This is a genomic window from Lysinibacillus parviboronicapiens (genome assembly GCF_003049575.1).
Taxonomy (GTDB): domain Bacteria; phylum Bacillota; class Bacilli; order Bacillales_A; family Planococcaceae; genus Lysinibacillus; species Lysinibacillus parviboronicapiens.
The window spans coordinates 84,045-102,616 of sequence record NZ_PYWI01000014.1 but is presented as its reverse complement, the minus strand read 5'-3'; the positions used below and the strand labels follow the sequence as shown (position 1 = coordinate 102,616).

The 18,572-nt window shown below is 35.7% G+C and carries 19 protein-coding genes and 1 pseudogene; 11 read left to right on the top strand and 9 right to left on the bottom strand.

Annotated elements, in window-relative coordinates; all coding sequences use genetic code 11:
* Window positions 1–5: 5 nt before the first annotated feature.
* A complete protein-coding gene (gene hblA / locus C9J35_RS13470) occupies window positions 6–1,118 on the top strand; it encodes a hemolysin BL binding component B (RefSeq protein WP_107924909.1) in 1,113 nt (370 codons plus the stop codon).
* A 406-nt stretch (window positions 1,119–1,524) separates the two neighbouring features.
* Here hblA and C9J35_RS13465 read toward each other — a convergent pair whose 3' ends face one another.
* From C9J35_RS13465 to C9J35_RS13450, 4 genes are all read right to left on the bottom strand, one after another.
* Window positions 1,525–2,235, bottom strand: coding sequence for an ABC transporter permease (locus tag C9J35_RS13465; RefSeq protein ID WP_107924908.1), 711 nt, complete (start codon window positions 2,233–2,235; stop codon window positions 1,525–1,527).
* 23 nt (window positions 2,236–2,258) lie between these two features.
* A complete protein-coding gene (locus C9J35_RS13460; RefSeq protein WP_054767880.1) occupies window positions 2,259–3,137 on the bottom strand; it encodes an ABC transporter ATP-binding protein in 879 nt (292 codons plus the stop codon).
* A gap of 221 nt (window positions 3,138–3,358) precedes the next feature.
* Entirely contained in the window at window positions 3,359–4,375 is a 1,017-nt protein-coding gene (locus C9J35_RS13455; RefSeq protein WP_107924907.1) for an ABC transporter permease, read from the bottom strand.
* Complete coding sequence (locus tag C9J35_RS13450) at window positions 4,372–5,100, bottom strand: ABC transporter ATP-binding protein (protein WP_107924906.1); 729 nt, start codon at window positions 5,098–5,100, stop codon at window positions 4,372–4,374. The genes C9J35_RS13455 and C9J35_RS13450 overlap by 4 nt, the downstream gene beginning before the upstream one ends.
* A 149-nt stretch (window positions 5,101–5,249) precedes the next feature.
* On the opposite strand from C9J35_RS13450, the gene C9J35_RS13445 reads away from it, so the two are divergent.
* Window positions 5,250–5,651, top strand: a complete 402-nt coding sequence (locus C9J35_RS13445; protein ID WP_235616303.1) for a TetR/AcrR family transcriptional regulator — start codon at window positions 5,250–5,252, stop codon at window positions 5,649–5,651.
* A gap of 296 nt (window positions 5,652–5,947) precedes the next feature.
* Here C9J35_RS13445 and C9J35_RS13440 read toward each other — a convergent pair whose 3' ends face one another.
* Window positions 5,948–6,850: a hypothetical protein gene (locus tag C9J35_RS13440; protein ID WP_107924905.1), complete on the bottom strand. Its 903-nt coding sequence runs from the start codon at window positions 6,848–6,850 to the stop codon at window positions 5,948–5,950.
* A 296-nt stretch (window positions 6,851–7,146) separates the two neighbouring features.
* On the opposite strand from C9J35_RS13440, the gene C9J35_RS13435 reads away from it, so the two are divergent.
* Genes C9J35_RS13435 through C9J35_RS13420 form a run of 4 tightly spaced genes read left to right on the top strand, consistent with a single transcriptional unit; the run spans window position 7,147 to window position 10,577 of the window.
* On the top strand, window positions 7,147–7,725 hold the full coding sequence (locus tag C9J35_RS13435; RefSeq protein ID WP_107924904.1) for a class I SAM-dependent methyltransferase: 579 nt from the start codon (window positions 7,147–7,149) through the stop codon (window positions 7,723–7,725).
* Complete coding sequence (locus tag C9J35_RS13430; protein WP_107924903.1) at window positions 7,725–8,339, top strand: DedA family protein; 615 nt, start codon at window positions 7,725–7,727, stop codon at window positions 8,337–8,339. The genes C9J35_RS13435 and C9J35_RS13430 overlap by 1 nt, the downstream gene beginning before the upstream one ends.
* 35 nt (window positions 8,340–8,374) lie before the next feature.
* Window positions 8,375–9,076: a response regulator transcription factor gene (locus tag C9J35_RS13425; RefSeq protein WP_107924902.1), complete on the top strand. Its 702-nt coding sequence runs from the start codon at window positions 8,375–8,377 to the stop codon at window positions 9,074–9,076.
* A complete protein-coding gene (locus tag C9J35_RS13420; protein ID WP_107924901.1) occupies window positions 9,060–10,577 on the top strand; it encodes a sensor histidine kinase in 1,518 nt (505 codons plus the stop codon). Before C9J35_RS13425 ends, C9J35_RS13420 begins: the two co-directional genes overlap by 17 nt.
* 271 nt (window positions 10,578–10,848) lie before the next feature.
* Here the strand turns inward: C9J35_RS13420 and C9J35_RS13415 are convergent.
* The 4 genes and pseudogenes from C9J35_RS13415 to C9J35_RS13400 all read right to left on the bottom strand — a co-directional run.
* A pseudogene (locus C9J35_RS13415) lies at window positions 10,849–11,160 on the bottom strand (universal stress protein); the annotation flags it as partial.
* Window positions 11,161–11,355: 195 nt separating this feature from the next.
* Window positions 11,356–11,664, bottom strand: a complete 309-nt coding sequence (locus C9J35_RS13410; protein ID WP_235616302.1) for a hypothetical protein — start codon at window positions 11,662–11,664, stop codon at window positions 11,356–11,358.
* Between the two features lie 1,005 nt (window positions 11,665–12,669).
* Entirely contained in the window at window positions 12,670–13,530 is an 861-nt protein-coding gene (locus tag C9J35_RS13405) for a YitT family protein (RefSeq protein ID WP_107924900.1), read from the bottom strand.
* Window positions 13,531–13,615: 85 nt separating this feature from the next.
* Window positions 13,616–14,155 carry a helix-turn-helix domain-containing protein gene (locus C9J35_RS13400; RefSeq protein ID WP_054767879.1) on the bottom strand — a complete coding sequence of 180 codons (540 nt, stop codon included), beginning with the start codon at window positions 14,153–14,155 and terminating at the stop codon, window positions 13,616–13,618.
* 186 nt (window positions 14,156–14,341) lie between these two features.
* Here C9J35_RS13400 and C9J35_RS13395 point away from each other — a divergent pair, with 186 nt between their 5' ends.
* From C9J35_RS13395 to C9J35_RS13375, 5 genes are read left to right on the top strand one after another with little or no spacing between them, the layout of a single operon-like run.
* Window positions 14,342–14,596 carry a PLDc N-terminal domain-containing protein gene (locus C9J35_RS13395; RefSeq protein ID WP_054767878.1) on the top strand — a complete coding sequence of 85 codons (255 nt, stop codon included), beginning with the start codon at window positions 14,342–14,344 and terminating at the stop codon, window positions 14,594–14,596.
* A complete protein-coding gene (locus C9J35_RS13390; RefSeq protein ID WP_107924899.1) occupies window positions 14,577–15,485 on the top strand; it encodes an ABC transporter ATP-binding protein in 909 nt (302 codons plus the stop codon). The genes C9J35_RS13395 and C9J35_RS13390 overlap by 20 nt, the downstream gene beginning before the upstream one ends.
* The gene (locus C9J35_RS13385) at window positions 15,482–16,261 is read left to right on the top strand and encodes an ABC transporter permease (RefSeq protein ID WP_107924898.1); all 780 of its coding nucleotides are present in this window, start codon (window positions 15,482–15,484) and stop codon (window positions 16,259–16,261) included. The genes C9J35_RS13390 and C9J35_RS13385 overlap by 4 nt, the downstream gene beginning before the upstream one ends.
* A gap of 18 nt (window positions 16,262–16,279) precedes the next feature.
* Window positions 16,280–16,981 carry an ABC transporter ATP-binding protein gene (locus C9J35_RS13380; protein ID WP_167395971.1) on the top strand — a complete coding sequence of 234 codons (702 nt, stop codon included), beginning with the start codon at window positions 16,280–16,282 and terminating at the stop codon, window positions 16,979–16,981.
* Window positions 16,971–18,569: a hypothetical protein gene (locus tag C9J35_RS13375; RefSeq protein ID WP_107924896.1), complete on the top strand. Its 1,599-nt coding sequence runs from the start codon at window positions 16,971–16,973 to the stop codon at window positions 18,567–18,569. The genes C9J35_RS13380 and C9J35_RS13375 overlap by 11 nt, the downstream gene beginning before the upstream one ends.
* Window positions 18,570–18,572: the final 3 nt, after the last annotated feature.

Genomic DNA, 18,572 nt, shown 5'->3' with positions numbered 1-18,572 from the left:
TTACAATGAATAATAAACTTCTTTACAAACTACTCGCTGTATCTGCGGCTTTAACCTTGACAACATCTTCTGTAGTCTCACCAGTAGCAGCTTTTGCAGTTACAAGCAAAATTGAGCAAACTAACAATGATGATACGTCTCTTTCTGCAAACGAAGTGAAGATGAAAGAAACCTTGCAAAAGGCAGGACTTTTTGCGAAATCTATGAATGCCTATTCTTATATGTTAATTAAGAATCCAGATGTGAACTTTGAAGGTATTAATATTAATGGATATCCAGATTTACCTGGTAATATTGTACAAGATCAAAAGGATGCAAGAGCACACGCTCTTACATGGGATACAAAAGTAAAAAAACAGCTGATAGATACATTGACAGGTATTATTGAATACGATACAAAATTTGAAAATTATTATGACATAATTGTAGAGGCCATTAATACAGCAGATGGAGAGACGTTAATAGAAGGAATTTCTGATTTACAAGGTGAAATTCAACTAAATCAAAAATATGCACAACAATTAATAGCCGAATTAATTAAATTAAGGGACGCTATTGGCCAAGATGTTAGAGCATTTGGAAATAATAAAGATCTCTTACAGACGATTTTAAAAAACCAAGGGGCTGCGGTTGAGGATGATCAAAAGCGCCTAAATGAAGTTTTAGAATCAGTAAACTATTATAAAAAATTAGAATCTGATGGCATCATAACAATAGCTGTACCTACTATTCCTACATTGATTGCCGGAGGTATTATGCTGGGGATAGCAAAAGAGAATTTAAGTCAATTAGAACCTTTATTAAAACAATTACAACAGACAGTTGATTACAAAATAACATTAAACCGTGTAGTTGGAGTTGCACATAATAGTATTAGTGAGATGTATAATGCACTCGATGATGCGATTAATGCTCTTACTTATATGTCTGCGCAATGGAATGACTTAGACTCTCAATATACGGGCGTGCTGAGACATATTGAGAATGCAGCTGAAAAAGCCGATCAAAATAAATTCAAATTTTTACTGCCTAATTTGAATGCAGCTAAAGACAGCTGGAGAACATTAAAAGTAGACGCAGACACATTGAAAGAAGGGATAAAAGAATTAAAAATGTAACCTGTTGCCACACATAGAAAGAGGCTTACGGATTGACGTAAAAAAATCTAGAATCCTATAAAATCAAATTAATAAGTCATAATAGATATACATTACCTTTATGTAAATCGGCTTATACGTTATAAATGCCCCCATCATTCAGCAATGAGGGCATTTTTTTTACTCTACAATTATCTACTACATGGTCTGCTAAAGTTTCATTTTGTAAATTAATCATCTTGATTTCGGAGGATGAGTAGTCTGCATGATACGTCGGCAGCTGTAATTCTACAGAGTTAGACATATTGGCTGTGCACACGCAGATAATCTTTAACTATCTTGACAATATCATCTTCATCTTCAACAATTAACACTTTGGATTTCTTAAGCATGGTTCGTTGAATCCTTTATTGTCAAATTTACACGATTACCATTTTCGTTTGTGACGCAAGAAGAAAAAGAATAATCCGATCCATAACATGCTATAAATAAAAATCCAAGCAAATTGCCAGTAAAAAACGGTGGGTATATATTTCAAACTGTCGTCTGAGCTCATCATTTCTAAAACTAGATGAACAGGGGGGAGCAGCCAAATAAGACCTTTCACTTGTAGGATTACATTTTTTAACGTGGCAATTACAACAGCTATAATGAGGATACTAAGAACGCCCCACCAAGTATTTTGCCTGTCTCTTATGAGTTCTCTTGTAAATATTGCCGAGAGTGCTATAGCTAGGACAGACAGACTAAAGTGAGATAGAAAGCCCATTAGTAGATGTAATACGCTTGGCGGTTCACTAAACGCTCCAATCAGAGTAGGGTAAATCACTGACACCGTGCTTAGACAAAAAGCGATAGCTACACAAACAATAAAAAGTGACCTGTTATACGCACTTTGCCCTTTAGAATGGAGTATGGTAATGACTTTTTGCCCTTCTTCCTCAGTGTGAAATACGGTGATTGTAAACCAACCCATCAGAAAGAACAGCATGATTGATGTAAAGGAATAACTATCTAATATGGGATTAGGCACAAACGTATAATTCACCACAATAAACAAAATGAAAATTGAAAAAGGTGGAATATAGTTTTTAGTTCTTAAATAATTGATACATTGATAGCACAATAAATTTTTCATCTCGGTTTATAGTTCCCCTTTATTTAGAAATGGGTATAGAATTCTTCCTTCTTCCGATTTGTAGGCAGTAGTTGTTTAATGGAGGCATTTTGATGAAGCAATGCCAATAAGAGTGTGTTTGTATCCTCTTGTTTAACAGTTACTATTAGTTCCTTTATGTCATTATTTAAGGAACGCTGTTGTTGAATTTCAATAAAAGGCAATAGTTCTTCCAGTGACTTTAGACTGGAAATCTCAAAAATTACTCTATTTTGGTGATTTTCTGTATCATGTAATGGATTCGTTTGACTAACTTGCCCATTTTGAATGACTAAAACCCGATCTACGAGATTTTCTAGTAATTTTGTTTCGTGGCAAGTTAACAAGATACTTAAGCCATTGTCTTTTAGAGAGGCTAGTGTATCTTCTAAATCACTTTGTGCCTTAGCATCAAGACCTGATAATGGTTCGTCCAAAATAAGGAGATTTCTTTCTTCAAGCATGGCCTGCATAATCATGATTTTTTGCTTCATGCCTTTAGAAAAATGGACAATCCGCGTATGGCGAGCCTCTTGCATATTAAAAATAGTCAGTAAATAATCGATTCGTTGCTGTAATTGCTTCCTAGACATGCCACTAATTGTGCCCATATGATACAGATACTCTTGTGGGGTAAATAGGATTTGAGAAGGGGTTACCTCTGGCACGTACCCGATGTTTAGAGATGGTAGATGCTTGTCAATTACACCGGCGTCTGGATGCGCTAAGCCTCCTATAATTTTCAGTAGCGTGCTCTTGCCTGACCCATTCTTTCCTACAAGTGCCACAATCTGATGCGCATAAACGGACAATGAAATGTTCTCTAAAACTTTCTTGCCTTTATATTGTTTAGAGATGTTTTGCAATTCTATAATAGTATTCATGTTTACACCCCTTTTTTTATGAATGACCCCTGGTGCGGACATGACCCGCTACAAAAATTCGAATGGTTGTTTTTCGATTAACTTGTAAGATTATTATAAATTAATCTGTAGTCGATTGCTTTTGAAAAGTGGTACAATTTTCTATTTTTGTTTATGAACACTTTGAAATGACAATAAAAAGGTCCTGCTCAGTGCGAACTGGCAGAACCTGTGGAGATTTATTATAATGAACGATATTTTTTTAGGCTAATAATATTTAATAGGATAAATAGGAGAGCAAAGCCTGCAAGTACCAATAAATCAACTAGAATTTCACTAAAAGTAAATCCTTTGTACATCACGCCATTTAAGGCATTTGCTGCATAGTAAAGAGGCATGATACGACCAATATTTTGTAACCACTCAACCATACTATCGAGCGGGAAGATGCCAGAAAAGAATACTTGCGGCACAATGACAAGCGGGATAAACTGCATCATCTGAAACTCTGAGGCAGCAAAGCTTGATAGCAGCGCCCCTAATGATAATGACACTAAGGCTACTAAACTATTGATAAGAAGCACGAGCCAGATGGAGCCCACATGAACAATATCGAGTACATAGATGCCAAAAAGTACAATAATAATCGTCTGAACCAAGGCAAACAGACCATATCCCACCAAATAACCGGCAACAATTTCAGAACGTTTAATGGGGGTCGCTAGTAATCGCTCTAATGTTCCAGAAGTCCGTTCTTTTAACAACGCAATGCCTGTAATTAAAAAGACGAAAAAGAATACAAAGAAGCCAATGAGCATAGGGCTAAAAATATCAAAAATGGCTGTATCTTCGTCACCGTATACATAGTCAGTGACGAATGTCATCGACGAAGCCTGCTCGGGCTGTAGTGCTTGTGCAAGCTTCATTTGCAAAGCTTTAGCAGCGGAAGGATCATCATTTAATAATGTCAACTTTGTTTGTTTTTGCTGGATATCTAGCCATGCATCATATTGATTGTCTTTTAATTGAGTAATTGTCACATTATCATCTTCGATCACATGAAAATCCGCAGCTTCAAGTTTTTCAATTAGTTGTGCAGGACCATGTGATACGATAAGCGTTACCTCTGACTCATCGCTATTAAAAATAAAGTACATTAAGGATAGCACAAGAAGCGGTGCACAAAACAACAGTGCAAGTGTACGTTTATCGCGCATCATCTGCTGAATAATTCTTGTCACAATGGCGCCAATTCTCATACGATAGCACCTCCAGCCTTTAAAAACACTTCGTCAAAATCTTGTGCCTGATAGTGTGCTTTTAACTCTTGCGGTGTGCCCTGTGCCAATATCTGTCCACTTCTTAGCATGGCTAATCGATCACAGCGTTCTGCCTCGTCCATCGCATGCGTCGTCACTAAAATGGTTTTATGCTCTTTTTCTTTCAGGCGAATAAGCTCCTGCCAAATTTCTTTTTTCAATACTGGATCGATGCCAACTGTTGGTTCATCTAAGATTAACAGCTTAGGATTTTGTATTAAGGCAATCGCTAGTGACAGTCTTCGCTTCATACCACCTGAATAATTCACTACCTTATTATTTAAATCCTCTGTTAAACGAACAAGATTTGCAGCGTACGCTACACGTTCCACGCGCTCTTTTTTCGATAAGCGGTATAGCTTGGCAAAAAAATGAAGATTTTCAGCACCTGTTAAATCGATATAAAGCGCATCCGATTGTGCCATATAGCCAATGTCTATGAGAAGCTGTTTATGAGGTACTACATAGTCTAATACTTGGATACGCCCATTATCGGGTTTTATCATCCCCATGATCATTTTGATTAACGTCGTTTTCCCACAGCCAGAAGGACCAAGCAGACCGATTAGTTGCCCTGTTGGAACTTCTAAGGAAAGGGGGGCAATGACTTCTTTCTGATGAAAACGTTTTTCGATGGCGCTTAACGTAATCGCATTTTCTCCCATATCCAACTCTCCTTTACTGAACACAGTGTTGATACAATTAAAATTTTACGTTAGCATATACGCAAATACAATAAACACAATGACAAAAAGTGTTAAGTGAATTGTGTGGAAATTGTTTGCGTGCCAGGCACCAAAGGAGGGAGTTCTTCATGTCAGTGCATGAAACAATGAACTATGAAACGAAGCAAGCCATCAAAAAGGCATTACTGATACAAATGGAAGAAGTAGGTTTCCAACGAGTAACCGTAAAAAATCTCGCATTGACAGCCAATATCAACCGCGGAACCTTTTATATCCATTATCAAGATAAATTTGAAGTAATGGAGGATTTACAGCAGGAGCTATTAAGTGGACTGGAGAGCTATGTAAAAAAGGTTCAACCACTAGAAGCCTTTCACACCTTACAGAACGGACAACTTTACCAACCATTTGTCGTTGTCATTCACTTTATTAAAGAGCATGCAACAGCTTTTCGCGTAATACTTGGGGAGCAGGGGAGTCCGGATTTTAGTAAGAGGATGAAGAAAGTCTTTAGTGATAACTTATTATAAAAACTCTCTTTAATTCAGGCTGAAGTGTTAGATCCGGTCTTTAGGCAATATTTTCAAGCCTTTCTAACATCAGCGATACTAGGTGTGATACAGGAATGGTTAGAAAGTGATGACAAGGATTTTAATGTTGAAGAACTAGCGACTATCCACTTTCGCATATTACGCTTTTTCCGTCATTTGACTAGCTTATAGCAATCTAAGAGCCAGTTGGTTGGGTGCCAGGCAATCAGGAAGTGATCAAATTGTGTGGAAATTGTTTGGGTGCCTGGCACCAATAACCGGCACCAATAACCGGTTTATGTTTCATAGTAAGCACTTAAAGCCTTCTCTAATCGTTCTTCTAAATGTTGCGAAATATAGCCTACAACAAATTGTTCTTTTTCCATGTCGATTTGAGAAGAACGGAAAACTTTAGCGAAAAATCCTGCCTTATTGTGCGTTGAAAATTGCTGTAAAGCTTCTGTCCGTAATGTCGATACAATTTCATTTTCTATATGACGCTCACGAATTTTTTTGACAATATCCTTCACACTACCCTCTTGTAGCTCTAGTATTTGCTTTTGCAGATTTTCATTTTCATCTTTTAGGTCTGCTGTTTCTTTTTGAATTTCAATAATTTGATGATTTGACTCGGTGGAAAGAGATTGCATATTTTGTGCGAGAAAATCTTGGTTAATCGAAATTTGAAAAATACCTTGTTTATCACTTGTTTGCATATCAAAAAGTCCTGTTTGCATTATTTGCTGCAACACATTCCCTAACACATCGACTTTATTGGCCAGTTCGTCCGTAGAAGCGAGTGTTGTTGCCGTTATTTGATGTTTGAGGAGCTGTCCATCTTCATCAATACCTAAAAGCTGTTTTAGACCTTTCACTCGGTATTCGTCCTTCAACAGCAGAATCATGCGTAGCCTTAATATGGCAGAGAGATTTAAACGTATATTAGTGATCGGATTAATCGTGGTGTTATCAAAAATATATTGCTCAAATGGTTTGATGTAATAGCGGAGCATCGCATCAGTAATTTCAAACCAATTGGCAACCTCCGAGATGGAGTAATGCTCTTTGTCATGAATATGTGTTAAATAGACATCACTATAAAGTTGTTCTTCTAATGGCGTATGTTGTATAACGATAAAAAGGGGATCATGTTGCACAATTTCAAGTACCATCTCTTTTGCATTACTTATTTTAAGCATTCTTTTACACCCCACTTTATTATTCTTTAGCTAGATTTACATTTCTCTCTATATAGGTTTCTATTCAAGTGAATGCAATTGTATGCCTATTTTAAGAGGGAAATAATTTCTAGCTGCTTATAAAAAAGAGATAATTCACTTACATAAAGTGTATAGATAAAATGACCTGTTTATGATTACAAAAAATTGTTATTTTTGGCACTTAAGAAAAACTTAAGAAATACCCATACAATTTATTAAGAAATGCTCCCTATAGTAAGAGTTATCTTACAAGACATAATACAGGGAGTTAGTAGATGCAATTTATAACATTCTTTACCGAATTTATTAAACATCCAAAAAATACAGGCGCGATTTCACCGAGTTCGAAATTATTAGCGAAAAAAATGGTGGAATCCATTAATTGTCATGAAGCACAATGTATTGTTGAATTAGGACCTGGCACAGGTTCTTTTACAAAAGAGATTGTCAAACGAAAAGGACAGCAAACGAAACTCGTGCTAATCGAAAATAATGAAGTGTTTTCTACTGCATTAAAGAAAAAATATCAAGATGATTCAAGTGTCATTGTCATACATGGATCTGCTGAAAATCTACGTACGTATGTGACGTCATTACATATTAAAAAAATAGACTATATATTATCAGGCTTACCTTTTACCTCTTTGGAACCGGCAGTATCGTCTCGAATTTTAAATAGTGTACATGACACATTGGAAGAGAATGGTGAATTTATTACTTTTCAATATTCACTCATTAGAAAATCCTTTATCCAAAAATTTTTTGACGACATTTCATTGAAAAAGGTTTGGGTGAATCTTCCACCTGCCTATGTGTTAAGTTGCAAAAAAGGAAGTCAGAGGATAAGTAAGTAATGGAACTACAAGATTTAATGGCATTTATTGAACATTATGGTTATTTTGCGTTATTTTTTAGCCTTTGGCTTGGCATCGTCGGCATGCCCATTCCTGATGAGATGATTGTCATGAGTGGTGGGTTTTTGTCATCTTTAGAAAAAATGGGTGTTATTCCGGCTTTTATTTTAACTTACCTAGGTGTTGTATCAGGGCTTTCGTTAGGGTATGTCCTTGGAAAAGCGTTTGGTCTTAAAGTTCTTGATAAATTGGTGAAGAAGAACAAAGCTAAATACCTTATAAAATCAAAGGACATGATCAGCAAGTACGGGCATTTTGCTTTAGTGATAAGTTATTTTATTCCAGTAGTTAGGCACATTATTCCTTATTTAGTTGGCATGAATAACATGTCATTTAAAATTTATGCATTGTATTCTTACACAGCGGGCTTTGTATGGACAATGATATATTTTACACTTGGCTTTTTCTTTGGAAAACAAATGGAACTGATTGGCAGGCTTGCTACGCAATATGGTGTATATTTTGGCATAATCGTTATGTTCGGGTGGATTATTTATTATTGTTATAAACGAAAATTATCGAAAATGTTAAAAGTAAAGAGAAATAATGGTTAACTATAAATTATTAATCTAGAAATTGGTGGGATAGTATGACGAAAGAAACGATACTGGTAGTGGATGATGAAAAAGAAATTAGGGATCTAATCACCATTTATTTAAAAAATGAGGGCTATGAAGTTTTACAAGCAAGTGATGGAGAGGAAGGTCTATTGCTGTTAAAACAACACAAGGTACACTTAATTGTTTTAGATATCATGATGCCGCATGTGGATGGTATCCAGATGTGTAGAAAAGTAAGAGAAATAGCTGAGATGCCGATTATTATGCTATCGGCAAAAACGCAAGATATGGATAAAATTGTTGGTTTAACAATGGGGGCCGATGATTATGTGACAAAACCTTTTAACCCGTTGGAGTTAATTGCTCGTATAAAATCGCAGCTTCGAAGGTATTTGAAAATGAGTAGTGCGGAAATACAGGATGCCCATGAAATAGAGATTGGCGATATGCGAATCAACATAGCGACACATGAAATAGCCGTCGCTGGGCAGAAGGTGAAGTTAACACCTCGTGAATTTTCCATTTTGGAATTACTCGCACGCAATCAAGGTATTGTAATGAGTGCACAACAAATTTATGAAAGAGTATGGCAAGAGGAAGCATTTCAATCAGATAACACAGTGATGGTACATATAAGGAAAATAAGGGAGCGAATAGAGAGTAATCCGAGAAATCCTCAGTATATCAAAACAGTTTGGGGAGTAGGTTATAAAATTGAAAAAGATCATTAAGCTAAGCCCTTACTTATTCAACAAACTAAAAAAGTTCATTGTAAATGCTCTAAAAAAAATTCGACAAAGCATTAGAATTCAACTATTAACGACATTTATTCTTTGTGCTTTTTTGGGTTTACTTGCAGCTAAAGCATCAATTCCGTTTATTTTGAATATAAAACAAACAGCTACCATTGACTATAGTCAAGGAATGCAACAGATAAACCTTCAAGCGCAGCGTGCGGCAGATTTAGCTATTGATGAAAATAGTGTAGAAACTTTACAGCAAATGATTGAATCAGAAAATGTAAAGCTTGAAATGAAACAGCGTGCATTGAAAGTGTTTGTTACCGATGAGAGCGGCAAGGTTTTATACAAAACAAAACAAATGGAAGAGCAACAAATCAATGTGCATAATAAAATTCGTAATGTAATGGATTTTGCGACAAACCATCCGCTCTATGTTTATGAGATACCAGCAATCGAGCACTCCGCGCAAGAATTTATTGCATTTTATCCATTAATCATAGAAGGTGAAAACTTATATTTGTTTGTCAGTGGTATTCCGGAGGGGATGGTAATCGCAAGTTCGACAGAGGGTCTTATCCCTTTATTTATTGCAATTGCTGTTTTTACCTTTTTCTTCTTCTATATAACGAAACGAAAAATGAATCAAATTGAGGAGTTGGCGAAGGGAGTTAGGGAAATTGCGAAAGGGGATTTATCCTATCGAATAAAGAAAAAAGGGATGGATGAAATAGCATTATTAACAGAGAATGTAAATCATATGGCTGAAGCAATTATGATAAATATTGAAAAGGAACGAAGAATTGAAAAACAAAAAAATGAATTAATTACCAATGTATCACATGATTTGCGGACCCCCTTAACGTCTATTATGGGGTATTTACGTTTATTAAGAGAGGGGAGATATGACAATAGAGAGCAATATGAGGAGTATATAAAGATTGCTTTTTCAAAGTCAGAGCAGTTAAAAAATCTAATAGAAGATTTATTTGAGTACACGAAACTTACGAACGACAATATCATATTAAACCAGCACAAGGTATGTATCAATGAGTTACTAGATCAACTGATAGAAGAATTGGTTCCACAGGCGGAGGAACGTAATCTGGAATTTGAAAAAAATTTTCTGGAAGAGCGCCTATATGCTTCGGTCGATTCAGAAAAGATAGTGCGAGTGTTTGATAATTTATTAATGAATGCCATCAAATATAGTACGGGTGGAAGAGAAATTAAAGTATCTGTAAAAAAACAACAAAATAGCCTGCAAATTTGCGTCTCTAATTATAGTGAACCGTTTACGAACGAAGAATTAGGGAACTTATTTGAACGATTTTATAAAAAAGATCAATCGAGAACAAGTGTCTCTGAGGGCTCAGGGCTTGGGCTTGCCATCGCGAAAAGTATTGTTGAACTACATGCGGGGGAAATTCGAGCAAATTATCAAGAGGGGATATTACAGTTTTTAATCTTGTTGCCAATTTCCACAGAGTAGTCTGTAAAGAGCTAAACTAATCTTCTAAATAGTAGTCCATGGAGAGCCGTTGTATAAATCTACAGTAAATACTAACACCTGCTGAAGAACGAGTCAGCTAGACCTCGCAAGTAGGATGCAGGCTGATTTGCCTTGTCCGTGGAACAAGCTATGCCCGTAACTAGGTTGAGCAATCGGGGAATATTGTGCAGGTGATATCAAAAACTGGCTGAATGCACATGCTTAACAAAGTGCGCAAGTTGATGTCATACATTTTTCCATAGTTCTCAAATCAAAAGGTCTCGGAATTCTTAGCAACCCGAGACCTTTTGTCTTTTTCTACCAATCTACGTAAGTAGTTTTCACTAGTAGGACAATACACGCTTTTCATGACCTTATGGCTAACACTGCCCAATACCATTTTCTGTAGCGGGTTTAATCCACGACTACCAATGACAACTAATTCCACCTTCGATTCATTTGCGTAACGGATAATTTCGGGACCTGGCAAACCTTTCAGGATAGTTGTTGTGTAGGAAATGTTAGTGGCTTGGAGTATTTGCTCTATGGGCGCTAATTTACGACGACGTTCTAACGCTAAGCCTTCAGCCGAGCTAACATGGAGAAAATCACTTTTTGCTTTATCAAAATCTGCTAAAGGCGTTTGCTATGTATGAAAGCAAGCAGTATACACTGCTCGAAATTAAGAATCAGGCGGGAATTAGTAAGTCAACGCTGTATCGTTATATAGACGAAGTCAGCAATGATAGATGATGCAATGGTGATGTACCGACTCCTACTATAGTCTTTCAATTTTTAGAAGGTGATTTGGATTTGATGGCATCTTTTGAGGAAGAGTTTCTAACATTTCTATTAATATATTTGTGTCCTTGATTAATATTTGAATTTCTGTTTGTTTGTATTGTCGTTGAAATTCTTGAATATATTCATTGATTATTTGTAAGTTGAGGCTGTTTTTAATTTCTACCTCTACAAAAAATGGTAAAGTTAATTGAGGTAAATAGCAACAACCGCGACGAATCCAAATCGCTTCATTAACATAATAACGGATGGGCAGTTGACGATCACTAGCAATAAATAAGTCCATTTCATTCTCCTCTTTTTTAAAAATATAGATTTATAAAAGGTGATTATATGGCACTAGTCATTTGCAAAATAAATTTGAAAGCTCAAATTAGGTAAGTATCAAATAACTAAGTCTGTGATGCTTTATATGTTTTAGTTAGTATTCAATATTAGCATATTCGTAACAAAAGAGCCTATTGTAATCCCTTTCCTTTGAGAAATTTAGCGAAATGAACTGGCTATGTTTTACAATTCTTGTTAGTTCGACGAGCAAGAAACAGTTTGCATATAATTCTAATCAGCAGGAATATGAAGGGGAATGGATGGAGAGAAAATTTTTAGCACTTGTTGTTTAGACAGGCCATCAATATTTCTTACAGCGATATTGATTTATAGTTTGGTTTTAAAAAACATGGGAAGACTATAGAATAGTTTCTTTCATGTTTTTTTGTTTCTTTTTTATTAGTAGGATTAATTATTTTATCTATTTTATAGCGAATATGTCGTTTCTTTGGATTAATTGTATAGTGTATGTAAACATTTGTTTAATGCATTGTAAACGATATTTACAAACAACACGAAACTATTAATAATAAAGTCTGACATCAAGTGAAAGGGTTGAGATTATTTGGATATCAACGTACAAGAAATGATTTTCCGATTTCTAGGAGGTTTGCCAGTCAATAGCCATCAAATTTAGGTTTTCTAACTACGGGTTATGCCTGAGGACAGAAGCTCGGTCCTTCACTAGCAGGAATATTGGCTAGTGCAACAGGCAGCTATCCGTACGCTTTAATCGGTGCAACGGCAGTGTTTTAATGGGCGCTTGCTGACGGATCAGCGGAATGAAATATAAAAAAATACAGTTGAAAATTATACGTGAATAATAAAATACCTATGGTGTCAGCCTAGCTAATGAGCAACTTAATAAATTAAGCCATCGTTTAATTCTCATCGATGCTTAAAATGATGTAGTGAAACCAAAAAACAAGTGAGTAGGTTATTGAGGACCTGCTCACTTGTTGTACTAATGAATATCGCGTTTTTTAAAGTTACCGCCGCGAACCTCTGAAACGTCTGAAATGACGACAAAAGCCCCTTCATCGATATCTTTAATAATCGATACAAGTTTATTTTCTTCCATACGGTTAATGACACAGTTTAAAATTTCTGTAGATTCGTTCGAAAAACCGCCTCGTCCTTGTGTATAGGTAACGCCGCGTCCTAAGCGGGATTGAATAGCGTCTCCAATTTCCTCTGATTTTGAACTTACAACACGAACAGATTTCGATTTTTCTAAACCAACTTGAATAATATCAATCACATTTTTTGCAATGTAGTACGTTAAAGCTGAGTATAAGGCACTTTCAAGTCCGAAAATAAAACTAGCGCCAATAAAAATAAAGGCATTAATAAATAAAATAATATCGCCGACTGAAAATGGAATTTTACGCGATAGTAAAACGGCTAAAACCTCAGAGCCATCTAAAGCCCCGCCATTCCGTAAAACAATTCCAATCCCGACACCAAGCAAAATACCACCAGCTAATACGATTAATAAGGAATCATCAGGCCCTAAAATCGTCTTCACATCATGTAAAAGGACTGTTGAAATGGATAACGCCGCAATGCCGACAATACTCATTAGGGCAAATGTTTTCCCGACCTGTTTATAGCCTAAATATACAAAGGGAATATTCAAGACAAAGAGTAATACGCCTAACGGTATCCCAAATAGATGCGCGCCCATAATACTAAGCCCTGTGACACCACCGTCGATGACATTATTGGGGATTAACACGGCCTCTAGCCCGTAAGCTGCAATGACTGCACCAATGACAATCATAATAATTTTACGAATGTTTTGTACTAACTTTCCTTTTTTCATAAATCTTCTCCATTTCTTTTCCCGATAAGTTATTTCTCTAAAAAGTACTTTACTATTGTAATATTTTTTTTAGGTCAATTGAAAGCTATGGCTTCGGAATAATGTTGAAAGCAATGGTTTTTGTTTCTGTCTGCTCATTTAACGTGCCCATTTTATAATATTTAGTCATTAAATTATTGAGGTCTTGTTGAAAAAGCATAAATTGCTCGCTTGATAAAGTTAAATCTACAAATGAAAATGTCGCGGTATCTTCAACATGTTGTGTTTCCGCAATTGAGGTTAAATAATGTTGGTATTGCGTTAGTAAGACTAATTGATAGTAGGAAATATAGTTTAGCTTTTGTTCTTGGGATAGATGCTGCCAGTCCTCCGGATTTAGTCGTGCTGCATCCTCATTTAATGCATAAAATTTCTCAACGACTGAACGCACTTTTCGTTCCTTGACAATCTTAATAATACTTTCATCTGTTAAAATCTGAATATGTCGGTATAAGGTCGCCTGTGGAACATCTTTAATCACTTTATTCATCTCTAATGTACTTAAGCCATCTTCTTTGTTTTGCATAAGTGCCTGTAAGATTTTCATTCTCACAGGATGCATTAAAACTTCTGCTTTATTCCGCATATTTAACTCCTCCATTAAGCTTGAACGCTGTGTAAATAAGAAAAAAACAACTTAATTATATAAGTTGCGAATGTTATCAAAAAATATAATATAAATTAATTCAAATGTATAGTGTAAAAAAGTAATGCAATTGGTAAGGTCTTTTGTTATCATTATTGATAATGATAATGAATGAGGTGAACAGCTATGAAGTTACACTATGGTTTCGATGAATTAAGTCATATTGATTGGGCAAGTATTCTACCCATCTTGATTCCGTTTTTACTTGTTGGATTTTTATTGATTTTGATTGCTCTAATTGATTTATATCGTTATCGAAAAGTAAGAGAAAACGTACTTATGTGGACGATTGTGATTGTGTTATTTAATACAATTGGACCGATTTTATATTTTACGATTGGCAGAAAGGATGTAAACGAACGTGCGCTTAGAAATCAATAATGTAACAAAAAAGTTTAAGCATAAAACGGCTGTCAATCATTTTTCGATGGTCATTGAAGAGAATGAGTGTGTAGGATTAATCGGACCAAATGGGGCAGGGAAGTCGACGTTAATTCAAATTATTGCAGATATTCTCTATGCGGATGAGGGGAGTATTGTTCTTGATGGACAAAATATATCTAAGAAGAAAAATCAAATTGGCTATTTGCCTCAATACCCCAATTTCTACTCTTGGATGACAGCCTATGACACATTACTATTTATGGGAACGCTGTCCGGTATTTCGAAAAACCAATTGCACAAAGATATTCCGCTAATCTTAACAAAGGTGGGGCTATCGAAAGAAGCACAGTCAAAAGTTGGTGCATTTTCAGGGGGCATGAAGCAGCGTTTAGGTATTGCACAAGCGTTGCTCCATAAGCCTACCTTGATTATCATGGATGAACCCGTATCTGCCTTAGATCCAATAGGACGAAGAGAAGTGTTGAATTTACTCAAGGAGATAAAAAGTGAAACGACGATTTTGTTGTCTACACATATCTTGGGAGATGCTGAAGAAATCTGTGAACGTTTTGTTGTCATCAAAGATGGACAGAAAATTGAAGACGCTACAAAAGAGCAGTTGCTTCATCGAAATCAAGAATCAGCTATTTATCTAGTGCTACAAAAAGATGATGTCGACTGGCTCGAAAAAGTGGCGCAATTACCTTATGTAAAGAAAGTTGAAAACTACGAAGAGGGCTTTAAAATTCATGTCGAGCAAGTGCAAGTGGATGCCTATCGATTATTACAAAATGCTATAGATCAAAAAATAGCTTTTACAAAGTTTGAAATAGGCGTTAAAGAGAGTTTAGAAGATACATTTTTAACATTGGTGGTGGATGTATGAATACTTTTGCAGTATTAAGTAAAAAAGAGTTCAGTCAAATGGTGAAAGAATATAAAATACTGTGGTTACCTATTGTTTTTATGTTACTAGGTCTTACGCAACCAATCATGATGTATTATCTGCCGATGATTTTAAAGTCACTTGGTGGAGTGGAAGGGATTATGATTGATCCAACAATGGCAAAACCCGAGGGGCAAGAAGTACTAGCTTCGACATTAAATTCACAGTTTGACCAGTTGGGCATTATTATCATTATCGTTGCAGCTATGAGTGTTATTCAAGCAGAAAAAGCCAATGGCATGTTGGCATTTATTTTGACAAGACCCGTGTCTATTTCAAGTTATCTAGGCAGTAAAATAGCAACACATTATTTGTTGGCGGTTTTTAGTTTGGCCATTGGCTATATAGCGTCATATGGCTATACAGTGTTTTTATTTTCTCCTGTACCCATTTCTCAGGTAATTTTAGCATTTGCACTGTACTGTCTATGGTTGTTATTTATCATTACATTCGTAACGATGTTAAGTACATTCTTTAATAGCCCTGCTGTTATTGCATTAGTAAGTATTGTCATGTTATTACTTTGTCGTTTGATTGCTGGGCTACATCCCGTCTTGGATATATTTAATCCAGCTGGTTTTAGTTTGCGTGCATCGAGTGTTCTAATTACAGGCAGTGTTGGTGCTTGGTGGGAACTTAATTTACTAGTTACATTTCTTGTTATTTTAGGCATGACATTGACGATGCATTATTGGATAGCGAAAAAGAAATTTTGATAGATAGTAGGTGTGAGCGTGTTAACTATACGTAATCTAAAGAAAAAGTATGGACAACATGAAGTGCTAAAAGGCGTAGAATTACAGCTTCAACAAGGTGAAGTTTTAGGGTTTGTTGGAGCAAATGGGGCAGGTAAAACAACAACACTACATTGTATTACCGGTTTAGAAAGACATGACGATGGAGCTATAGTTATTAATGATATTCCTAAATCTCATGATGTTAAATATAAAAAACAGTTTTATTTTATCCCAGATACTATTCAAGTGTTTAACAATATTTCTGCATATGACTGGATAAAGTATGTTTTAACATTATATGAAGTAGAGGACAAAGGAAAGCTAGATAACTTGATAAAGGCATTTGGTATGGAGAATAGTATCTATAAACCAATGGGGACGTATTCTTATGGAATGCTTCATAAAATGGCGCTCATTACGGCTTATACGATTAGTCCGCCAGTACTCATTATGGATGAGCCCTTGAACGGTTTAGATCCGCTTGCTGTAGTAGCATTTAAAAATTGTATGAAAGAATACATAGAAGGTGGAGGAACCGTACTTTTCTCTACACATTTATTAGATGTTGCCGAAAAAATCTGCAAATCGATCGCCCTGTTAAAAGATGGCGAAATTGTATTGCATGAGTCTCTAGAGAAGCTATTGCAAGAAGGAAACTTAGAAATGGTTTTCATGGAGAAGCAAGCCTATGAAGCTTAATTTTCAGCTCGTAAAAATCTTTTTGACATCTGCATATACAAGGCCACAGCAACCGATGCTTCAAGTAATATTAGTTCTTGCTATATGTTATTTAGCAGTACAGTATTTAGGGCTTAATGTCATGATTTATTTTTGGGGAACTGCAGAGGAGTACTTATTTTATCATGTTGTGCTATCCAACGTGGTTCTCTATATATTAACAGCATATTTTGCAATTTCGATTGTATATAGCCAGCGTGACTTTATGATACTAGCAAGTCTACCACTATCACCTAAAGAAATCGTCAGAGCTAAACTAATAAGTGGTCTAGCATTACCGTTGATAGTAGGGAGTATTCTTCACATTCCAACTATTATAATAGTACTGATAAATTTTAAATGGACTGTAGCTGTTACTTTTTTAACGTTTTTACCTTTGCTGAATATCTTTGTAGCGCTATCCCTGTTGTTTGTACTATCCATCCTAAGTCGTTTGCAACGCAAATTTTCTCATGCAGTAATATATTTATCTATAAGGCTTAGCATTGTGTTACTAATTGGCTTAGCTCCCTTCGTGTACTTTATAAGCGATAAGTATGAGGAGATGACAATGTTAATTAAGAACTTAAATATTTCAACACTGTCAACGCTAGCCACTTCATTTGTAGATTTCTTGGACATAGGGTATAGCTTTGCCACACAACAGTTATTCTTCAAGATGATAATAATGCCTTATACAATGGAAAATAGCGTTAGTTATTACTTGCTCTTACTAAGTATTTGTATTCTTTTATTTATAGCCAGTGTAAAGAATTTAACGAGCAGTTACCATAATAATGCTTTCCTCGTAAACTGTGTGGAACATAAACCTAAAGCGAGGTTGTTTCATGCAAAAACAAGTTGGGGTTTTTATTTGCAACGTGAATATTGGGTTATTCAATCAGAACCATATTTTATGATGCAAGTAGTGCTAGGCTTGCTATTATCCCCCATCTTTACAGGTATATATCTAATTCTTATTCAATTTAATTGGAGTGGGGTGCCACTAAACCTAAGTAATGATATTCCCATCTTTGCTTACATGATTGTATGTGTAAGCTGTGTAAATAATATAAGTGGAACGCCCTATTCAAGAGAAGGGGTACATTTTACAACGTGTATTGCGCTACCGTTAGATCGAAGAAAAGTATTTTTCGCCAAAGTCACAATCTCTTCATTCATTAGTGCTCTAGCGGTGCTATGTAGTTATGGCATTTATCTATTATTTCGTGGCATCAATACTTTAGACATTTTTTATCTGAGCATTACTTTGTTGTTCATTATCAATTACAATTTATTAACGCCAATTTATGATATGCGACATCCGTTACTAAATTGGAAAAATCCATCCGAGGCTGTGAAAACAAATCCTAACGTTCTAATTAGTCTACTTTATGGCTTTCCGTTGCTGTTATTTATTTTAATCATCCATTTTACGCTACTTTCTATGGGTGCTTCACAGTGGGTGGCCACAAGTACAATGGGCATTTTAGCAATAGGAAGCATGGTGATTTTATTGTCTAGTGTAGGAAAATATCATAGTTATTTGACAAAACGTGAGGAAGTGTGAAAA